Here is a 16,862-nt window from a genome sequence, read left to right on the forward strand (position 1 = left end):
GCCTCGTTGAACGGCACGGAGGAAGCGGTAGAGATGCTTCACTGCGTTCAGCATGACGGCCTTTATGATTTCAAGAAGCTCAATAAAAAATACAAATGGTAGCCGACTAACCGGCCAAGAAAACGAAGCGACAGGGGGAAATTTTGGTCGTGTTAAGGGTGTGAAAGAGTGGCGTTTATGGGATTTTAACCCGACCCCCTGATTTCCCTGCTCCCACCCACTGGCAGCGCCTGCCACTCCGCTTCCTTGGCCGGTTAGCCGATAACTACCAGTTTTTCTTGCTCAATGAGAATATGTAAGTCATTATCAAATACTTCGCGCTGGCGGTCGGCCATTTGCAAGAAGCTGACATAGGCCGTGTTGAGCGCCGGGCGCTCCAGGTCGTAGCCCAGCTTCTGGAGGCGGAAGGCGAGGGCCGCGCGGCCCGAACGGGCAGTGAGCACGATGCTCGAATCCGCTACGCCAACCTCCTTAGGGTCAATAATTTCGTAGGTTTCGCGGCACTTGATTACCCCGTCCTGGTGAATGCCGCTGCTATGCGCGAAAGCATTGGCCCCTACGATGGCTTTGTTGGCCTGCACCGGCATGCTCATCAGGTGCGAAACCAGGGCCGAGGTTTCGGCTAAGAGCTTGGTTTTGACGTTAGTATTGAGATTTAGGTAGGGGTGCTGGCGCAGTATCATCACCACTTCTTCCAGGGCCGTATTGCCGGCGCGCTCGCCCACGCCGTTGATGGTGCATTCAATCTGGCGTGCCCCGTTCGTGACGCCCGCGATGGAGTTGGCCGTGGCCAAGCCCAGGTCGTTGTGGCAGTGCGTGGAGAGGGTAGCCTTCTCGATACCTTTTACGTTCTCATACAGGTACTTAATTTTGGCCCCATATTCCTGCGGCAGGCAGTAGCCAGTAGTGTCGGGGATGTTGAGGACGGTAGCGCCGGCCGCAATGGCCGCCTCGCAGACTCTTGCTAGAAACTCATTATCGGTGCGGCCAGCATCTTCGGCGTAAAATTCCACATCCTCCACGAAGCTCTTGGCGAGCTTCACGGCGGCCACGGCGCGTTGCAGCACGTCGGCGCGGGTAGTGCGCAGCTTCTGCTGTACGTGCAAATCGGAGGTGCCAATGCCGGTGTGGATGCGCGGCCGGCGCGCCCCGCGTAGGGCTTCGGCCGCCACCCGAATGTCGTTTTCGACGGCGCGGGTGAGGCCGCAGACGGTGGCCTCGCGAGTTTGGGCGGCGATGGCGGCCACGGCGGCAAAGTCGCCGGGACTCGACACTGGGAAGCCGGCCTCAATCACGTCCACGCCCAGCGCTTCGAGCTGCCGCGCAATAACGAGCTTCTCCTGCTGGTTTAGCTTGCAGCCCGGCACCTGTTCGCCGTCACGGAGCGTGGTATCGAAAATCTGGATGTGGTGCGGGCCCATAGCGGTAAAAAACGTGCCGGCACGAGGCCAGCTTTGTTATTAGGCTGCAAGTAGCGGACGGTCGCGCCGCGACAAAAACATTTTTTAAGCATTTCTATTATTTCCAAGTCAGCCTTTTGTCTGCGTAATTTACTGAAAATAAATAAGTTGCTAGAAACTATCCTACAATGTCTAATAAGAATCCTGAGGCGGTTTTTCAGTTGATAAAATCTCTTACGCAGTCCGAAAAGCGGCATTTTCGCCTCTTTACCAACCGCCAGGGCTCTACCGAGGGCCTGAAATTCTTGCAGCTTTTCGATGCTTTCGATGCCCAGGAGCAGCCCGACGAGGAGCGCGTGCTAGCCCAGGTTCCCACCCTCAAGCGGGCGCAGCTCGCCAATCTCAAGGCCAACCTTTACCGGCAGCTGCTGGCCAGTCTGCGCCTCTACCACGCCGGCCAAAACCTTGATATTCAGCTGCACGAGCAGCTCGACTACGCTCGTGTGCTCTATAACAAGGGCTTTTACCAGCAGGCACTGCGGATGCTGGCCCGCGTGAAGCAGGCGGCTCAGGTGGCCGAGCTACCCCACGTAGCCCTGCTGGCCCTTGATTTTGAGAAGCTTATCGAATCGCAGTACATCACGCGCAGCTTACACGGTAGGGCCGAGGAATTGGCGGCCGAGGCCACAGCCACGGCCGCGCACCTCAGCCAGCAACACGCCCTGTCCAATGCCTCGCTGCGGCTCTATGGCTTGTACTTGCAGGCCGGCCACGCCCGCAACCAAGCTGACCACGAGCAATTTACTGAATTTTTTCGGGCCCACGTGCCCGAGCGCCTGCCGCCCGGCAGCGGCTTCTGGGAGAAGCTGTACTTCTACCAGGCGCACGTGTGGTATAATACAATCAATCAAGACTTTAAATCCTGCTACCGCTACGCCCAGAAGTGGGTAGACCTGTTTGAGCAGCAGCCCGACCAAAAGGAAAGCCAAACCATGCTCTACATTAAGGGCTTGCATAATTTGCTGGCCGCGCTTTTCAATATGCTGTATTACAGTAAGTTCATGGAGGTGCTGCAAGTACTCGAAGACTTTGCCGCCAGCCAGACTCGCCGCGCCACACCCAATACTGACACGTTACTTTTTCAGTACATCTGGACCAACCGACTGAATGCGATTTTCCTCGAAGCCCGCTTCAGCGACGGCGTGGAGCTGCTGCCGGAGCTGCTGGAGCAGCTCGGCGAGCACAAAAACCAGCTCGATTTGCACCGCACGCTGGTTTTTTACTACAAAATCGCTTGCGTGTATTTCGGCAGCGGGCAGTACCGGCCAGCCATCAAATACCTCACGCGCATCATCGAGCACAAGGACCTGAGCCTGCGCGAAGACCTACAATGCTTCGCCCGCATCCTCAACCTGGTGGCGCACTACGAGGCCGGTGACGATGCCGAGCTAGAACACCAGGTGCGCTCGGTGTATCATTTCCTGGGTAAGATGAACGACCAGCAGGCCATGCAAGTCGAGGTGTTGCGTTTCCTGCGCCGCTTAGGCCACTTCGAGCCGGCCCGGCTGCGCGAGGAGTTTCTTAAGCTCAAGCTCAAGCTGGAAGAAATTGCCGCTCAGCCCTACGACCGTCGCCCGTTCCTGTACTTCGACATCATTTCCTGGCTGGAAAGTAAGGTAAGCGGCCGCTCGGTGCAGGAGATAATGCAGCAGAAATTCCTGACGTTGAAGTAAAATTTTATCACAAAATAATATAGGTGAAAATACTAATTACACTATAAAATATTTAAAGCTGGGTATTCTGCCAGTGTAAGTTTGAGGGCTTGCTGCCGGGGGCATAGCTCCCGCAGCAGGTAGTAGCGGTGGTTGAAACCCGTGAGTACCACCAGCCGCTTGCGGGGGTAGCGGGCCAGCCAGGCGGCGATGTTGCGTGCCATTGCCCGGTTGCGAATAGTCCAGTAGGCTTTGTTTATTCGATAAAAAGCCCGGAATTCGGCGAGCGCAGGGTGAGTTGCTACTATCTTGCCAATCAGTTGGTATTGAGCGTATTGCCGCCGGGCTGCCAGCGAGTCGGCCGCGGTGGTATTGAGCAAGGCGAGTGGTAGTTGAGCCTGGGTATTCAGGCGGGCGCTCAGACTATCATACGCCGTCAGGACGCGAAGCTGCCAGGGAGCCAGCTGTTGAGCGGCCTGCAAGTGGCGTAGCTGCCGGAATACTTCGTCGGGCTTGGTTAGGAGGCCGTATTGCCGGTGGTAGACGTTGCGGCGGTTCCACTCAAAGGGTTGGCAGGCGGTAGCCGGGTGCCAGCGTAAATATTTCTGTATCGCCTGGCTTTCGTTTTCGGGGGCCGGGCCACCCAGGGCCACTAGCAGCGCCTGCACCAGCCCCGGCGGGCGGCGCAGCTGCGGCAGGCAGGCGCTATCTCTCTCAAAGAGAATAACATCCGGCTTTATGATTTCCAAGGCGGCGTATAGGCTATCCGGGTTCAGGTTGGCGTGCGGCTCGTGCGTGGTACCGAGCACTATTAGTTGCGTGCCGCCGTGGTGAGCTATGGTAGGGCGGCGGGCGGGCGTTCGCATAAACTGCTGCCAGCTGACCAACTGCGCGGCGGTGATACCCGCGACGCTAGCTATCGCCAGCAGTAAGATTCCTGCGCTGAGCCAAACCCATTTACGAGGCGTGCCGACGGTTGCCAAGACTAATGAGTTGAAAGAATGAAATGTTGCCCGTCTGTAGAATTAAGACGTTGAGCGAAGCGGTCAAAAGTAGCGGACGACCAAGCTTTTAGCAACTACTAGGGCTTAGTCGTCCGCTATGCCGCCGCAGTTACTGCGTTTTCATCCAGGCGAAGAAATCGCGGGCCACGCGGTCCCAGTTCCACTTTTCCTGGTCTACCTCTCCCCTAGTGAAGCCGAAGAAATTGTGCTCCAGGCCGGGGTAGGCGCGAAAAGTGAAATTTGTTTTGCCGGCGCGAGCTAATTCTAAGCGTAGGTAATCGTTGGTGAGCGCGGCATCGTCGCGGGTGCCGTAGCCGATAAAGACCGGGATTTTGGTGTGTAAAAAATCTTGCAGAGGGCTTTGTACCTCGGAAAAGGAGGCCGTCGTAAGATTGGAGTCACCTGGGTTGGTGCAATCGTAAGCGTGAGGTGCGGCCACAGTCTGCGACCAATGGCGAAGTTCATTCTCAGCGATGGCAGAGTCACCGGCTGCCCGTATGCCTGCTACAATTGTCAATATCCGACCTAGCGGGCTGCCACTCAAGTAGATTACGCGCTTTAATACTCCTGGCCGGCGGGCTAAGCGCGCAACTACAAAAGTGCCTTCAGAGTGGCCCATTGCGCTAATATTATGGCTATCAACCCAAGGCTGGCGGGCCAGGTAGCGCAGCACGGCCGCGTCGCGGGCCACGTAGTATTCCAGGTAGTTGCGCTGGCAGTAGGCGGCGGGCACCCGGCCGGTTTTGGGGTCGTTGTATTCATAGCGGGGGGTAAGGGTCCGCACGTCGGCCACCAGTGGCACGCCGGGCTTGCTGATGATGACGAGGTGATAATCCGGCAAGAATTCTTTGGTGGCAAAAGGGAAAACTCCGTAAGGCCCCTTCACATCATATTTGATGAGCGGCGACGGCAGCGACCCCTGCACGAACAGAAACACCGGCTTACGCTTCATTTCCTCGCCTTTTTGGGAAAGCACAAGAATATCTACTGTGTCGCCCTTGTAGCGCATTTGCAGGTGGCGGTAGCCAAAGTCGGCGGGCGTTTTGGGTTGGGCTGGGGCGGGCCGCGGGCCGGCCAGCAGCCAGAGAAAAAGCAGGAGGTAGCGCACGCGATAGAGTAAAAAAGCGGGGGTAGGGCCGCAGTTGGGCCAACGACTGCCGGATTCGTGCTTAAGTTGCGTCCCGTGTTTATGTCTCCCGTTTTCGCTGCTCATTGCCTGGTGCGGCGCTACGCCACGTTGCTGGCCTTGCTCTCGCTTACCACCGCCTGCGGGCAAACCACCACTTCCGCGCCGCCCCTACCCCCCGCCACCGTCACCGACTCGGCCACCGGTAAAGTGGATATGCCCTGGCTGCGCCAGCGCCTGGATAGCTCCTGGACCTTTCGCCGCCAGCAGGTGGGCGTGGCCCTGGCCGATGCCGTGACCGGCCAGCCGCTCTTTGGCTACAATGAGGCGCGGTACTTTACGCCTGCCAGCACCATGAAGCTGTTGAGCCTGGCCGGTGGCTTGGCGCTGCTCGGCGATTCGCTGCCCAGCCTGCGCTACTTCTCGCGGGGCGATACGCTGTTTTTCCAGGGCACTGGCGACCCCACCTTTTTGCACGGCGACGTGCCCTCGCGGCGAGCCTACGCCTTTCTGGCCACCCGGCCCGAAAAAGTGCTGGCTTACTGCGATATCGCCTGCGTACCAGTCTACGGACCCAGCTGGGCCTGGGACGATTTTGGCTACTATTTCCAGCCCGAGCGCACGGCGTTCCCGATGTATGGCAACACGGTGCGCTTCTACGCTGCCGCGCCGCTGGTGCTGCGCCACGCGCCGGGCGCGGCCGTGCGGGTACTGCCGCAGTCCGTGCGGGTGCTGCCGCGCAGCTTTGCGCTGCTTACTGAGCGGGCGGCGGCCGGCTTTAGGCTTTCGCCCGACCAGGACGACGAGATGCACGTGTACCGCGCGCCCCTCGAAAACCGCTTTACCTACGTGCCTACCCCCAAAAAATGGATTGACGAGGTGCCCTACCGCACCAGCCGCACACTGCTGCTGCGTTTGCTCGGCGACACGCTGCGCCGGGCCATTGTGGGGGTAGGGCCGTGGCACCCGCACGCGGGCCGCGATAGCATCCGCACGCTGCACGGCCTGCGCACCGACTCGCTCTACCGCCGGATGCTGCGCGTGAGCGACAATTTTCTGGCCGAGCAACTGCTACTCATGGCCAGTACCCGCGTGGGCTACCGCGACTCGCTGAGCAGTGACCGCATCATCCGCTACCTACTTAAAAACCAACTGAAGGGCCTGCCCGACCGGCCCGATTGGGTCGATGGCTCGGGCCTCTCGCGCCTCAATCTGCTCACGCCGCGCACCCTTACGGCCGTGCTGGTACGCCTGCACCAGCAGGTGCCCGAAGCCCGCCTGCTGAGCTTGCTGGCGGCCGGCGGTGGCCAGGGCACCCTGCGTAGGCGTTACTTCGAGCCCGGTCCGCCCAAAATGCCGTGGTTCTGGGGCAAAACTGGTACCCTTACCCACACCTGCAACCTGGCTGGCTACGTGCGCTGCAAAAGCGGCCGGCTGGTAGCCGTCACGTTCTTCAACAACGGCATTCCCGGCGACGACCAGCGCACCCGCAACGCCATGCAGTGGCTGCTGAGCGAGGTGCGCCAGCGGCTGTGAGCTATTAGATTAGCCGCGCCAGCGCTTGCGGGGGCGTTAGGATGGGCAGGGTGCCGGCCGCGAAGCCTTTGGCATCACGGGTAACGATGGCTTCGATGGCGGACACGGCGCGGGCGGCGCAGTACTGCAAGCCATCCTCAAAATCGGCGAAGCCAAGTGCGAGGGCGGCTTCGATGACGGGGCGCGTCAAAGGAATAACGTTGACGGCGGAAGCCAGATTTTTCAGCGCAAGAATGCGCTCGGCGGGCGGGTTGGTCTTGCGAAGGGTGTAATAGATGTGGCTGAACGACAGCGCCGCCGCGTACAGCACTACTTCCTCAGCCTCAGCAGTTATAAACAGCTGGCGGGCCGCCGGACCAAAACCGTCGCGCTGCAAAATGAAATCGAGCAACACATTGGTATCCAAGAATAAATGTCTCATAAGCCATATTGCTCCGCCCTGCCATCTTCTAGTTCTTTCTTATAGTCAAAATCGGCCGGGGCTTTCAGAGAGCCATATAGATTTTGAACGGTAGCGAGCGATGGGCGCACTAGCGCAGGCTCCGGCGCTACAAGCGGCCGCACGGCCGCTTGCAGTAGCTCCGCCACCAGCTTATCCAGCTCCTGGCCGTGCCGCTGAGCGTATTCCTGGGCGGCTTGCAATAGGTCGTCATCGAGGGTAATAGTGAGCTGAGACATGGTAAAAGCAAGTTAAGAACGAAGAATAACGGCCACTGCGGCGAAGTAGTTTGCCGGCCGCGGCTAGTACAGCACCCGAAACTTAATGGTGTGCTCTACTTCGCGCAGGGCCTGAATCACGTCCTGGTCGTACTCGCGGTTGATGTCGGTAATCACGTAGCCAATCAACTCGTTGGTTTTCAAGTATTGGCCTAAAATATTGACATGGTGCGCGGCCAGCACGTTATTGATGCGGGCCAGTACGCCGGGCACGTTGGCGTGAATGTGGATGAGGCGGTGCGCCTGCTGCGTGGGCAGCTGGATATTGGGGAAGTTGACGCTCTGCTGCGTGTTGCCGGTGTTGATATACTCCATAATGCGCTCGGGCACGAACTCAGCGATGTTGCGCTGGGCCTCGGCTGTGCTACCGCCAATGTGGGGGGTAAGCAGCACGTTGGACAGGCCGCGTAGCTCGCTCTCAAACGCCTCGTGGTTGGTTTTGGGCTCGTGTGGAAACACGTCGATGGCCGCGCCGCCGAGGTGGCCGCTCCGCAGAGCCTCGGCCAGAGCTGGCACGCTCACCACGTGCCCGCGGGCGTTGTTGATAAATAGCGCGCCCGGCTTCATGAGGGCAAACTCCTTGGCTCCGAAGAAGTCCTGATTCTCGGGCCGGCCGTCGATGTGCAGCGTTACGATGTCGGCCAGGGGTAGCATTTCTTCCAGGGTCTTGCTCTTCACGGCGTTGCCAAGCTGAAGCTTTTCAGCCGTGTCGTAGTAGAGCACCTTCAGGCCCACGGCCTCGGCCACCACCGAGAGCTGCGCCCCAATGTTGCCGTAGCCAATAATACCCAGCGTTTTGCCCCGAATCTCGAACGAGCCGCCGGACGACTTATCCCACTCGCCGCGGTGCATCTTGGGGTTTTTCTCCGGGATGCGGCGGGCCAGCATAATTAGCTCGGCCAGAGTCAGCTCGACCACCGAGCGGGTATTGGAAAAGGGCGCGTTGAACACGGCTACCCCCTTGCGCATGGCCGACGGCAGGTCAATCTGGTTGGTGCCGATGCAGAAGGCCCCGATGGCGATGAGACGGTTGGCGGCGGCCAATACGCGCTCGGTCACGTGCGTTTTCGACCGCAGGCCCAGGATGCTCACGCCCTCGATGCGGGCCACCAGCTCGTCCTCATCGAGCGCGCCGGGCACCAGCTCCACCTGGTAGCCCTCCTGCCGAAATAGCTCGGCGGCGCGGGCATCGGGGTTTTCAAGCAGCAGCACCTTGATGCGGTTTTTGGGGTAGCTCAGGGTCATGGGTAGTTTCAGTTGGTAGAGAAATTCGTCAAAAGTGGGCAGCACCTCATCGGCGTGGGCCACCACATTTGGGCGGCTCACGTTTTCGGTGTAGGCGTAGAAGCGGTGCGCCAGGCCGGCCTCCCGCATCTGGTAGTCGGTGTAGCCGTCGCCGAGCACGTACACCGGCCCGTCGAGGTGCAAGTCTTTCAGCTGCTGAATCTTGCCCCCGTCGCGGCTCAGCACGTTCGCGCTGTCGCAGCCCGTGATGCTACCCCCCTCATCAAAGGTGAAGGTATTAGCCAGCACGTGGCCGGGCACGATACCAAACTCGGCCACCACGGGCTCGATAAACTCTCGGAAGCCGCTGCTGACCACGTAGATGCGGTCGGCGTAGCGCCTAAAAAAGTCGCCGTTGCGCCGAATACTTTCGCTCACCTTGGCTTGCAGGTGGTCCACCAGCGGGGCCAGGTGCCGCCGGTGCGCCCCCAGTAGCGCCAGCCGCTGGCTTAGCGACTCCTGAAAGCCGATTTCGCCGGCCATGCCGCGGTCGGTGAGCGCTTTTATCTGGCTCACGCGCGCGGCCTGGTCAGGCTGGCCTTGCAGGGCAATGGCGGCCAGCTCGTCTAAGCCTTCGACTTGGGTAAAGGTGGAATCGAAGTCGAAAACGAGGTAGGGTAGAAGCGGGGCAACGTCGGGCATGGGCGCAAAGATGCGCGCCACAACACCTTATCAAAGTATTAGGTAAGCAATTAATTTATAAAAACTAACTTCCTGCCTTGGCTAATTCTGGCGCTTAAAACAGAAAAAGCCGGGGGTGGGATAACTCCCACCCCCGGCTCCTGAGTATTCCTAACTAACTGAAATCTAGAAGATAAGCCCACCCGTCAAGCTGGTGGTAAAACGATTGTTAGTAATATTGACAGTGGGCGGCACGCGGCTCGCCAGCGAGTAGGGCTGGTATACGTCTTTGGTATCGAGGTAAACGCCGGCAACATCTACAAAGAACTGCTTGGTGCGGATACCCAGACCCGCCGTGAAGTAGTTCTGTGAGCGGTCGTACACGCTGTTGAGGTAGGGGTCGGCGTAGTAGGCGTAGCCCAGTCGGGCGCGGAAAACCTCGAAGCGGCCCTCGGCTCCTACCCGGTAGTTCACCACATTCTTATAACTGTTCCCGATAACGGAGTTGGCGTAGTCGAGGCCGGCATCCGACGAGCCATCGGTAGTATTAAACTTGGCGCTGGAATAGCCAACGTACTCAATATCAGCAGTTATAAAGCCATACTTGTTGAGTAGTACCGTGGCTCCACCATTAGCCCGGAAGGGGGTAGTGATACTGTAGTCGAAGGAGCCCGGCGCGGTAGAGAGTGAGCTTACGGTGCGGGGGGCGGCATACTTATCGTTGGCCGTGAGCGAGGTGCTGTACGTGTCGGTAAGGTGGATGTAAGTGGGCGTTTGAATGGAAGCCCCGAGGCGGAGCACATCGGCAGCCCGCACAATGACGCCCAGGCGGGCGTTAATGCCCGTGCCCGTGGTTTTGAGGTAGTCGGTAGATACGAAGTCCTGGTCGCCGCCCGAGCTTTCGCTGAACGTACTGGTACGTGTGCGGTTCATCGACACTATTCCGACGCCCCCACCGATGTAAACCCGGTCGCGGTAGTTACCACCGTAGCCCAGGTCAAATTGCGAAAGCGAGCCCTTCGTCAGAATATCTTCCGTCTGCGTAATGGTCCCCTTGCGCGCATTACGTAGGGCAGCCGAAGCCTGAGTATTATTAGTAGGAGCGGGCGTACCTACGCGATATATAGTGTCACCTGGAGCCCTAACAATAAGTACCTGGTCCACTAAGCCCGTGCCGTATGCCAGGCCATCGATATTAGTGTATTGACTGCTTCCCGCAGTACGGGTATTATTGTACTGATTGTAAATATCATTGACCGCTGCCTGGTAGCTGCTGGAAGTATAGTCGCTATTGTTATAAGGCTCGCGTAGGCGTTGAAAGAACGAATGGTTATCATCCGTCGAATTCTGGTAATGCACCTGCTGGTTAAAATCGGCCAGCCGGGTGAAGCCCAGTGCGAACGCCCCACCGCGCCAGTCGCTTCTTTGGTCATTATCGGCCCGCCGGGTAGCAAATACTACCCCTGCGCTCGCGATGTGAAAGCTGTTAGCAGTTGCCGAAATGGAAGGAAAGCTAGTGCCAACGGCGGCCGAATTAGCTACCTGCACCGACTTCGTAGTGCCCAGGCCCAGGCCAGGCGTCAGGGTTACCTCTGACTTGGTGTAGAAGCCCAAGCCAGCCGGGTTACTGGTCAGGTTACCAAAATCGGCGCCCAGCGACACGTTGGCCCCCGCCAAGCCCAGCGTGCGGGCCGAGCCACTGGGGTTTTGGCGCATATAAAGCAGGGCATCATCGGCGTAGCCACCTTGCGCGTGAGCCGAGAAGCTGATAGTCAGAAAAACGCCTAGCAGCGTAGCCAGGCCCATAAATGCGTGCTTCATAAAAAGAAAGTAATGGGCAAAAAAGAGCCGGTCCGAGGGACCGGCTCGGGTTAAATCAAGCTATTGTGGGTCCTACCCCACCTTAGGTGGCTAGCGCCGGCCACGGCCTCCACCACCGCCGCCGCCGCCGCCACCGAAGCTGCGGCTACCCCCGCCGCCAAAGCTGCCGCCCCCAAACGAGCGGGACGGAGAGGGTTGCGAGAACGAGCGGCTCGGCTGGCTGTATGTGCGTTGCTGTGGCTGCCCTTGGCTGCCGTAGTTGTAATTGCTACGCTGGCGAGCGCCATAGTTGCCCGACTGGCTAGCATTCGTATTGGGCTGAGCCCCGTTGGCAGTTCCATTGCCGCCCCCAAAGAAGCCGCTAAAGAACCCACGCCGACCAGCAGATGCGGCATTTGGTTGCGCAGCACTGTTCAACTGCGCGCCCGAAATTGCACTCGAAGGATTGGAATAAGTAGGCTGGCCCGTAGCATTGCCAAAGTTTACGGCACGGCCGCCCCGGCCTACCGGTGTATTATTATAGGCACCGTTTGAGCCATTATTAGCGGGGTTGATAGCACTACCCGCCGGGTACAGGCCATTGCTATAATTGTTAACGCGGCCGGCACTCGAATTATTTTGGGCGTTGGGGCTCATGGTGCCATTAGTAGCATTCATGACTGCCCCACCACGGCCGGGACGCGAGCCTATCAGCACTGCGCCATTGCCTGAGGTGCCGCCTACCATACCATTTACCCCATTGGCCCGAATAACTGGGCGGCCATAATACTCGCCGCCATAGCCGTAGCCCCCACCGTAGCCGTAGCCATACCCTCCACCATAACCGCCATAGAAGGGCGAATACCCAATGCCATAGGGGTAGCCAAAGCCACCAAACCCACCATAAGGATAGCCAAAGCCACCAAACCCGCCGCCATAGCCAAACCCAATGCTCAGCCCTGAGCCATAGCCAAACGGCGAGCCGAAGCCGTAGCCAAACGGCGAACCAAACCCACCGTAGGGCGAGCCAAACCCACCACCGTAGCCATAGGGCGAAAAGCCGTAGCCAAATCCGCTGCTATAGCCGTAGGGTGAGCCATAATAGGAAGGCGCGTAGTTGTAGTTGCTGCTCGGTGCGTAGTTGTAGGAGCTAACACCCGGCCCATTATAAGGCTGGTTAAAGCCACTGGGGCTGTACGACTGCGAGTAGTTATTGCTGTAATAATCAGTGCTACCCGTTGTAGCAGCCGTGCTGCCGCCCTGGTAGTCGGGGTTGGCATCGTCGGTGGTAGCAGGGGTAGGGGCCGCCGCAGGGGTAGGAGTAGCCGCTGCGCTTGGGCCGGCGTAGTAGCCCCCGGCAGCTGGTGGGGTAGCCCCCAAGGTGGTAGTCTTGTCTTTGGACGAATAATACACACCGTCGGTCTCCGTAGAGGTCGTCAGCGCCCCGGTGGTGGCGCACCCGCCCAGAGCGAGCAGCGCCAAAGCCGGCAAAGTGGCAATGAGCAGGTTTTTCATGAGTGAGAATGCAGATACCCAGCTAAATGCCGAGTGGGTGAGTAAAGTAAAAGCGCCAGGCGTGGAGGCTACATGAAGGGCCGGCCAAACTGCCTGCTCCAGCGTAATTTGCCCCATTTGCGGCTGGGCATGGCGGGCGCACTCTTGTAACGTAATTTCGCCCCAAAACGGTGCCTTTGCGATAAAGTTACTGATACAAAACTTATACCAGCTATGCCGGGCTAATAACCTGCATCGGCCAGCTGGCTTTTAGATGCTATTATGAGCAAAAAGTTGCCTACCCGCCAGGAAGATTATTCGGCCTGGTATAATGAACTGGTGAAGCGCGCCGGTCTGGCCGAAAACTCCGCCGTGCGCGGCTGCATGGTTATCAAGCCCTACGGCTACGCCATTTGGGAAAAGATGCAGCGCCAGCTCGACGATATGTTCAAGCGCACCGGCCACGAAAATGCCTACTTCCCATTGTTCGTGCCCAAAAGCTTGTTTGAGGCTGAAGAAACTAACGCCGAAGGCTTCGCTAAGGAGTGCGCCGTGGTGACCCACTACCGCCTCCAGGCCGACCCCGACCGCCCCGGTAAGCTGCGCGTGGACCCCACCGCCAAGCTCGAAGAAGAACTCATCGTGCGCCCTACTTCGGAGGCCATCATCTGGAGCACGTATAAAAACTGGGTGCAGAGCTACCGCGACCTGCCGCTGCTCATCAATCAGTGGGCCAACGTGGTACGCTGGGAAATGCGCACCCGGCTCTTTCTGCGCACCACCGAGTTTTTGTGGCAGGAGGGCCACACCGCCCACGCCACCGCCCCCGAGGCCGTAGCCGAAACCCGCCAGATGCTCGACGTGTACGCCGAGTTTGCGGAGGAATTCATCGCCCTACCCGTCATCAAAGGCGTGAAGACGCCCAACGAGCGCTTCGCCGGGGCCGAGGACACCTATTGCATTGAGGCGCTGATGCAGGATGGCAAGGCGCTGCAAGCCGGCACCAGCCACTTCCTGGGGCAGAATTTTGCCAAGGCTTTTGAGGTGCAGTTTACCAATAAGGAAGGCAGCCTGGAATATGTGTGGGGCACGAGCTGGGGCGTGAGCACCCGCCTGATGGGCGCGCTCATCATGGCCCACTCCGATGACGACGGCCTGGTGCTACCCCCCAAGCTGGCCCCGATTCAGGTCGTCATCGTGCCGATTTACAAGACCGGCGAGCTGGATGCGCTCCTGGAGCGCATCCGGCCCATTCAGCAAGGGCTGGCGGAGCGCGGTATTTCGGTGAAAATTGATAGCCGCGACACCGAGCGGCCGGGCTTCAAGTTTGCCGAGTGGGAGATGAAGGGCGTGCCCGTGCGCCTGGCCATCGGCGCGCGCGACCTCGACGCCGGCACCGTGGAAGCCGCCCGCCGCGACACCAAGCAAAAGCTGCAGCTGCCCCTGGCCGAAGTGGTAGACAGCGTAGATAAGCTGCTGGACGACATTCAATTAAGTATCTACGAAAAAGCCAACGCCTACCGCGAGGCCCACACAACCTACGTTGAAACCTACGCCGACTTCAAAACCGTGCTCGACACGACCGGCGGCTTCGTGGTGGCGCACTATGATGGTACCTCCGAAACCGAGGAGCTTATCAAAGAAGAAACGAAGGCCACCGTGCGCTGCCTACCCCTCCATGTGGCCGACGAGCCCGGCGTGTGCATGGTGACCGGCCGGCCCAGCGCCCGCCGCGCCTGGTTTGCCAGGGCGTACTGAGGCAGTAATGGAGGGGTAGCCTTCACGCCCTACCCGTCCATTACTGCCTAATGCCATAGGGCGTGAAGGCTATCCCCTCGCGTAGCACCTGCTCATAGAGCGCCTTGCTGGCTTCGGGGCGGGGTAGGAGCCGGTGGTGGCAGTGGTAGGCGACGGCAATATTGAGTACCGGAATAATGCGCACGCCATTCAATCGCAGGCGAAATTCTACGTCCGAGTCCTCCCCAAAAGTAGGGGCCGTGTAGCGCTCATCAAAGCCATTAATGGCTTCTAAATCAGCTTTCATCACCGAGAAATTGGCCCCGAGCAGTCCGCGCTCCTTGCGGTTGAAGTAGCGTCGTAGCCAGGGCTGAGTGACGTAGAAGCCGTTCATGAAGTGGAACGTCCGCCGCGTCAGGAAATCCTTGAGCTGGCCCAGCATCACGCGCGGCTGCTGCAAGATACCCGCGCGCACTCGCTGGGGCGTTAGCAGCCGGGTAAGCCGGGCCGACATATCGATGCGCCGGCCGGCCAGGCAGCGCCCAGGGCCACCGTGGGCCAGGTGCTCGGCCACAAAGGCAGGGTGTGGAATGCAGTCACCATCCAGAAAAATAAGCTGGCCGCCCTGTGCCGCCCGCACGGAGACGTTCAGAATCCGGTTCTTCAGAAACCCGGCGTCGGGGTGCCAGTGATGGCTGAGGCGTAGGGGCGAGGTAGCTCGTAAGGCATTCAGTTGAGCAATAAACTTATCGCCCGAGCCATCGTCTGAGATAATGACCTCAAAGTCGGGCTCCGTCTGCACTTCGAGGCCAGCTACTACCAGTTCCAGAAAATCGAACCGGTTATAAACGGAGATAATAATGGATGCCTTCGGTACGCGCATACGCAAAAGTAACCGGGGCCGGCAGGTTGGCCAGGCGGAAGCGGGTGGCGGCGTGGAGCCCCGCACTACCTTTACGGCAGTCTGGCCGGGCACATCTACTGGTGGCACGCGGACTTCAGTCAGGTGGCTTGCTGCCAGCATTTCCTTGATGTGGAACCTACTTTCCGAGGCGCGGGTGCGGCAGCTAAGCGTATTTTGGAGCGCGCTTATCATCGTCGGGCTATTCGCCGCCAGCTGGATTCGGGTGCTGCCGAGCATTGGCATAGCCGGCCTATTCCTGACTGGCGTCGGCTATGCCCTACGGCAGCGGCGCATTGCGCAGTGGCAGCACTGGGCGCGGTGGATACCCTTCACGCTGGTGTATCTGGTCCATGCCGCTACGGGCCTTCAGCACGCCGGCCTGGCCGATAAGGCTTTGCAGCAGGACCTGCTTTTGCAGCTGCCTTTCATCCTGTTGCCGGTAGCCTTTCTGCTGCTGCCCGACTGGCCGGCTGCATATAAGCGCCTACTGTGGCTGCTGCTCATCGGCTGCTGCCTGGTAGCCGCTATTGGGGCCACCATCAACTATTTACGCCATGCCGCCGAGATAGCCCAATTGTATTTGCAGTCGAAGGTGATGCCCACCGAGCCCGACCACATCCGGTTTAGCCTGCTCGTGAGCATGGCAATTTTGGCGGGGGTAGTGCTGCTTTTTGAAGGCCGCCTATCCTTCCGCTGGCGGCAGGCCACGCTGCTAAGTATTGTACTACTGTTTCTGTTTCAACACCTGCTTGCCGTGCGCAGCGGCATTGTCACGCTGTACGCAGCGGGCGGTTTGTGGCTCGTCTGGCTGGGTACGCAGCCAGGGCGCTGGAAAGCAGCGCTGACGGGGGCGGTGCTCGCGGCGGGGGTGGGGGTGGGGTGCCTGCTTTTATTCCCTACCCTCCAGAATAAAATCACGAATACCCGCGACGATGCTGAGCAATGGGACTCGGTCCGCGCTGCCAACAATTTTTCCGTCACGGCGCGGGTCTATTCTTACCAGGTCGCCTGGACGGTTATTCGGCAGCACCCGCTGCTCGGCGTGAGTAAGATAAAGCTGGCAGATGCAATGGCGCAGCAGTATAGCTACCGCTTCCCCGAGATTGAGCCCGACCGCTACGTGCTGCCGCACAACCAATTTATCTATAACCTAGCAGCCTACGGCATTATCGGGCTGCTACTCTTCACGCTGGGATTTTACTACCCCCTACTGACCGGTATCCGCCAGCACAATATGCTGGTCATGCTCTTGTACCTCATTGTCTCCATCTCCTTCATAGTGGAGTACACACTAGAAAGCAACATCGGTGTCATCGTCGGACTGTTTTTTATTCTGTTAGCTGCCGCCCCTACCCCCCCCCCGCGGCCCAGCCCCTAGCTAGCCCCGTGACTCAGCGTGAGGCCAGCGCCGCGCAAGCAAAACTGCTGTGCGCTAACTGCCTGACTTGAAATTATTTTCTGGGCGGGCTTAGTTTTTTTCAGGAAAAAACCCTACCTTTGCCCTCCCTTAGCGAAAAGGCCACTCGG

Annotated in this window: 13 protein-coding genes; 4 read left to right on the plus strand and 9 right to left on the minus strand. The window is 59.1% G+C overall.

The window, feature by feature from the left end; translation table 11 throughout:
* Positions 1-254: 254 nt before the first annotated feature.
* Positions 255-1,421 (minus strand): 2-isopropylmalate synthase, encoded by a 1,167-nt coding sequence (locus LC531_RS20575; RefSeq protein WP_223653632.1) that lies wholly within the window; start codon positions 1,419-1,421, stop codon positions 255-257.
* Positions 1,422-1,621: 200 nt separating this feature from the next.
* Between LC531_RS20575 and LC531_RS20580 the strand changes: the two genes are divergently transcribed.
* Complete coding sequence (locus LC531_RS20580; RefSeq protein WP_223653634.1) at positions 1,622-3,133, plus strand: hypothetical protein; 1,512 nt, start codon at positions 1,622-1,624, stop codon at positions 3,131-3,133.
* Between the two features lie 41 nt (positions 3,134-3,174).
* On the opposite strand, the gene LC531_RS20585 is transcribed toward LC531_RS20580, so the two are convergent.
* Both LC531_RS20585 and LC531_RS20590 read right to left on the minus strand, forming a co-directional pair.
* Positions 3,175-3,978 carry a TraB/GumN family protein gene (locus LC531_RS20585; RefSeq protein WP_223653636.1) on the minus strand — a complete coding sequence of 268 codons (804 nt, stop codon included), beginning with the start codon at positions 3,976-3,978 and terminating at the stop codon, positions 3,175-3,177.
* 247 nt (positions 3,979-4,225) lie between these two features.
* Positions 4,226-5,224 (minus strand): alpha/beta hydrolase family protein, encoded by a 999-nt coding sequence (locus LC531_RS20590; RefSeq protein WP_223653638.1) that lies wholly within the window; start codon positions 5,222-5,224, stop codon positions 4,226-4,228.
* 81 nt (positions 5,225-5,305) lie between these two features.
* On the opposite strand from LC531_RS20590, the gene LC531_RS20595 reads away from it, so the two are divergent.
* The gene (locus LC531_RS20595; RefSeq protein ID WP_223653640.1) at positions 5,306-6,778 is read left to right on the plus strand and encodes a D-alanyl-D-alanine carboxypeptidase; all 1,473 of its coding nucleotides are present in this window, start codon (positions 5,306-5,308) and stop codon (positions 6,776-6,778) included.
* A 4-nt stretch (positions 6,779-6,782) separates the two neighbouring features.
* Here the strand turns inward: LC531_RS20595 and LC531_RS20600 are convergent, their stop codons facing one another.
* The 5 genes from LC531_RS20600 to LC531_RS20620 all read right to left on the minus strand — a co-directional run bounded on the left by LC531_RS20600 (position 6,783) and on the right by LC531_RS20620 (position 12,715).
* Positions 6,783-7,199, minus strand: coding sequence for a type II toxin-antitoxin system VapC family toxin (locus LC531_RS20600; RefSeq protein WP_223653642.1), 417 nt, complete (start codon positions 7,197-7,199; stop codon positions 6,783-6,785).
* Positions 7,196-7,456 carry a DUF6364 family protein gene (locus tag LC531_RS20605; RefSeq protein ID WP_223653644.1) on the minus strand — a complete coding sequence of 87 codons (261 nt, stop codon included), beginning with the start codon at positions 7,454-7,456 and terminating at the stop codon, positions 7,196-7,198. The genes LC531_RS20600 and LC531_RS20605 overlap by 4 nt, the downstream gene beginning before the upstream one ends.
* A 63-nt stretch (positions 7,457-7,519) precedes the next feature.
* Positions 7,520-9,421 carry a phosphoglycerate dehydrogenase gene (serA, locus tag LC531_RS20610; protein ID WP_223653646.1) on the minus strand — a complete coding sequence of 634 codons (1,902 nt, stop codon included), beginning with the start codon at positions 9,419-9,421 and terminating at the stop codon, positions 7,520-7,522.
* Positions 9,422-9,586: 165 nt separating this feature from the next.
* The gene (locus tag LC531_RS20615) at positions 9,587-11,221 is read right to left on the minus strand and encodes an OmpP1/FadL family transporter (protein ID WP_223653648.1); all 1,635 of its coding nucleotides are present in this window, start codon (positions 11,219-11,221) and stop codon (positions 9,587-9,589) included.
* A 90-nt stretch (positions 11,222-11,311) separates the two neighbouring features.
* Positions 11,312-12,715 carry a hypothetical protein gene (locus LC531_RS20620; protein WP_223653651.1) on the minus strand — a complete coding sequence of 468 codons (1,404 nt, stop codon included), beginning with the start codon at positions 12,713-12,715 and terminating at the stop codon, positions 11,312-11,314.
* A 261-nt stretch (positions 12,716-12,976) separates the two neighbouring features.
* Here LC531_RS20620 and proS point away from each other — a divergent pair, with 261 nt between their 5' ends.
* Positions 12,977-14,452 carry a proline--tRNA ligase gene (gene proS / locus LC531_RS20625; protein ID WP_223653653.1) on the plus strand — a complete coding sequence of 492 codons (1,476 nt, stop codon included), beginning with the start codon at positions 12,977-12,979 and terminating at the stop codon, positions 14,450-14,452.
* A 40-nt stretch (positions 14,453-14,492) separates the two neighbouring features.
* Here the strand turns inward: proS and LC531_RS20630 are convergent, their stop codons facing one another.
* Positions 14,493-15,314, minus strand: coding sequence for a glycosyltransferase (locus LC531_RS20630; RefSeq protein ID WP_223653655.1), 822 nt, complete (start codon positions 15,312-15,314; stop codon positions 14,493-14,495).
* A 148-nt stretch (positions 15,315-15,462) separates the two neighbouring features.
* Here LC531_RS20630 and LC531_RS20635 point away from each other — a divergent pair, with 148 nt between their 5' ends.
* Positions 15,463-16,713: an O-antigen ligase family protein gene (locus LC531_RS20635; RefSeq protein WP_223653657.1), complete on the plus strand. Its 1,251-nt coding sequence runs from the start codon at positions 15,463-15,465 to the stop codon at positions 16,711-16,713.
* Positions 16,714-16,862: the final 149 nt, after the last annotated feature.

Source organism: Hymenobacter psoromatis (assembly GCF_020012125.1).
GTDB lineage: Bacteria > Bacteroidota > Bacteroidia > Cytophagales > Hymenobacteraceae > Hymenobacter > Hymenobacter psoromatis.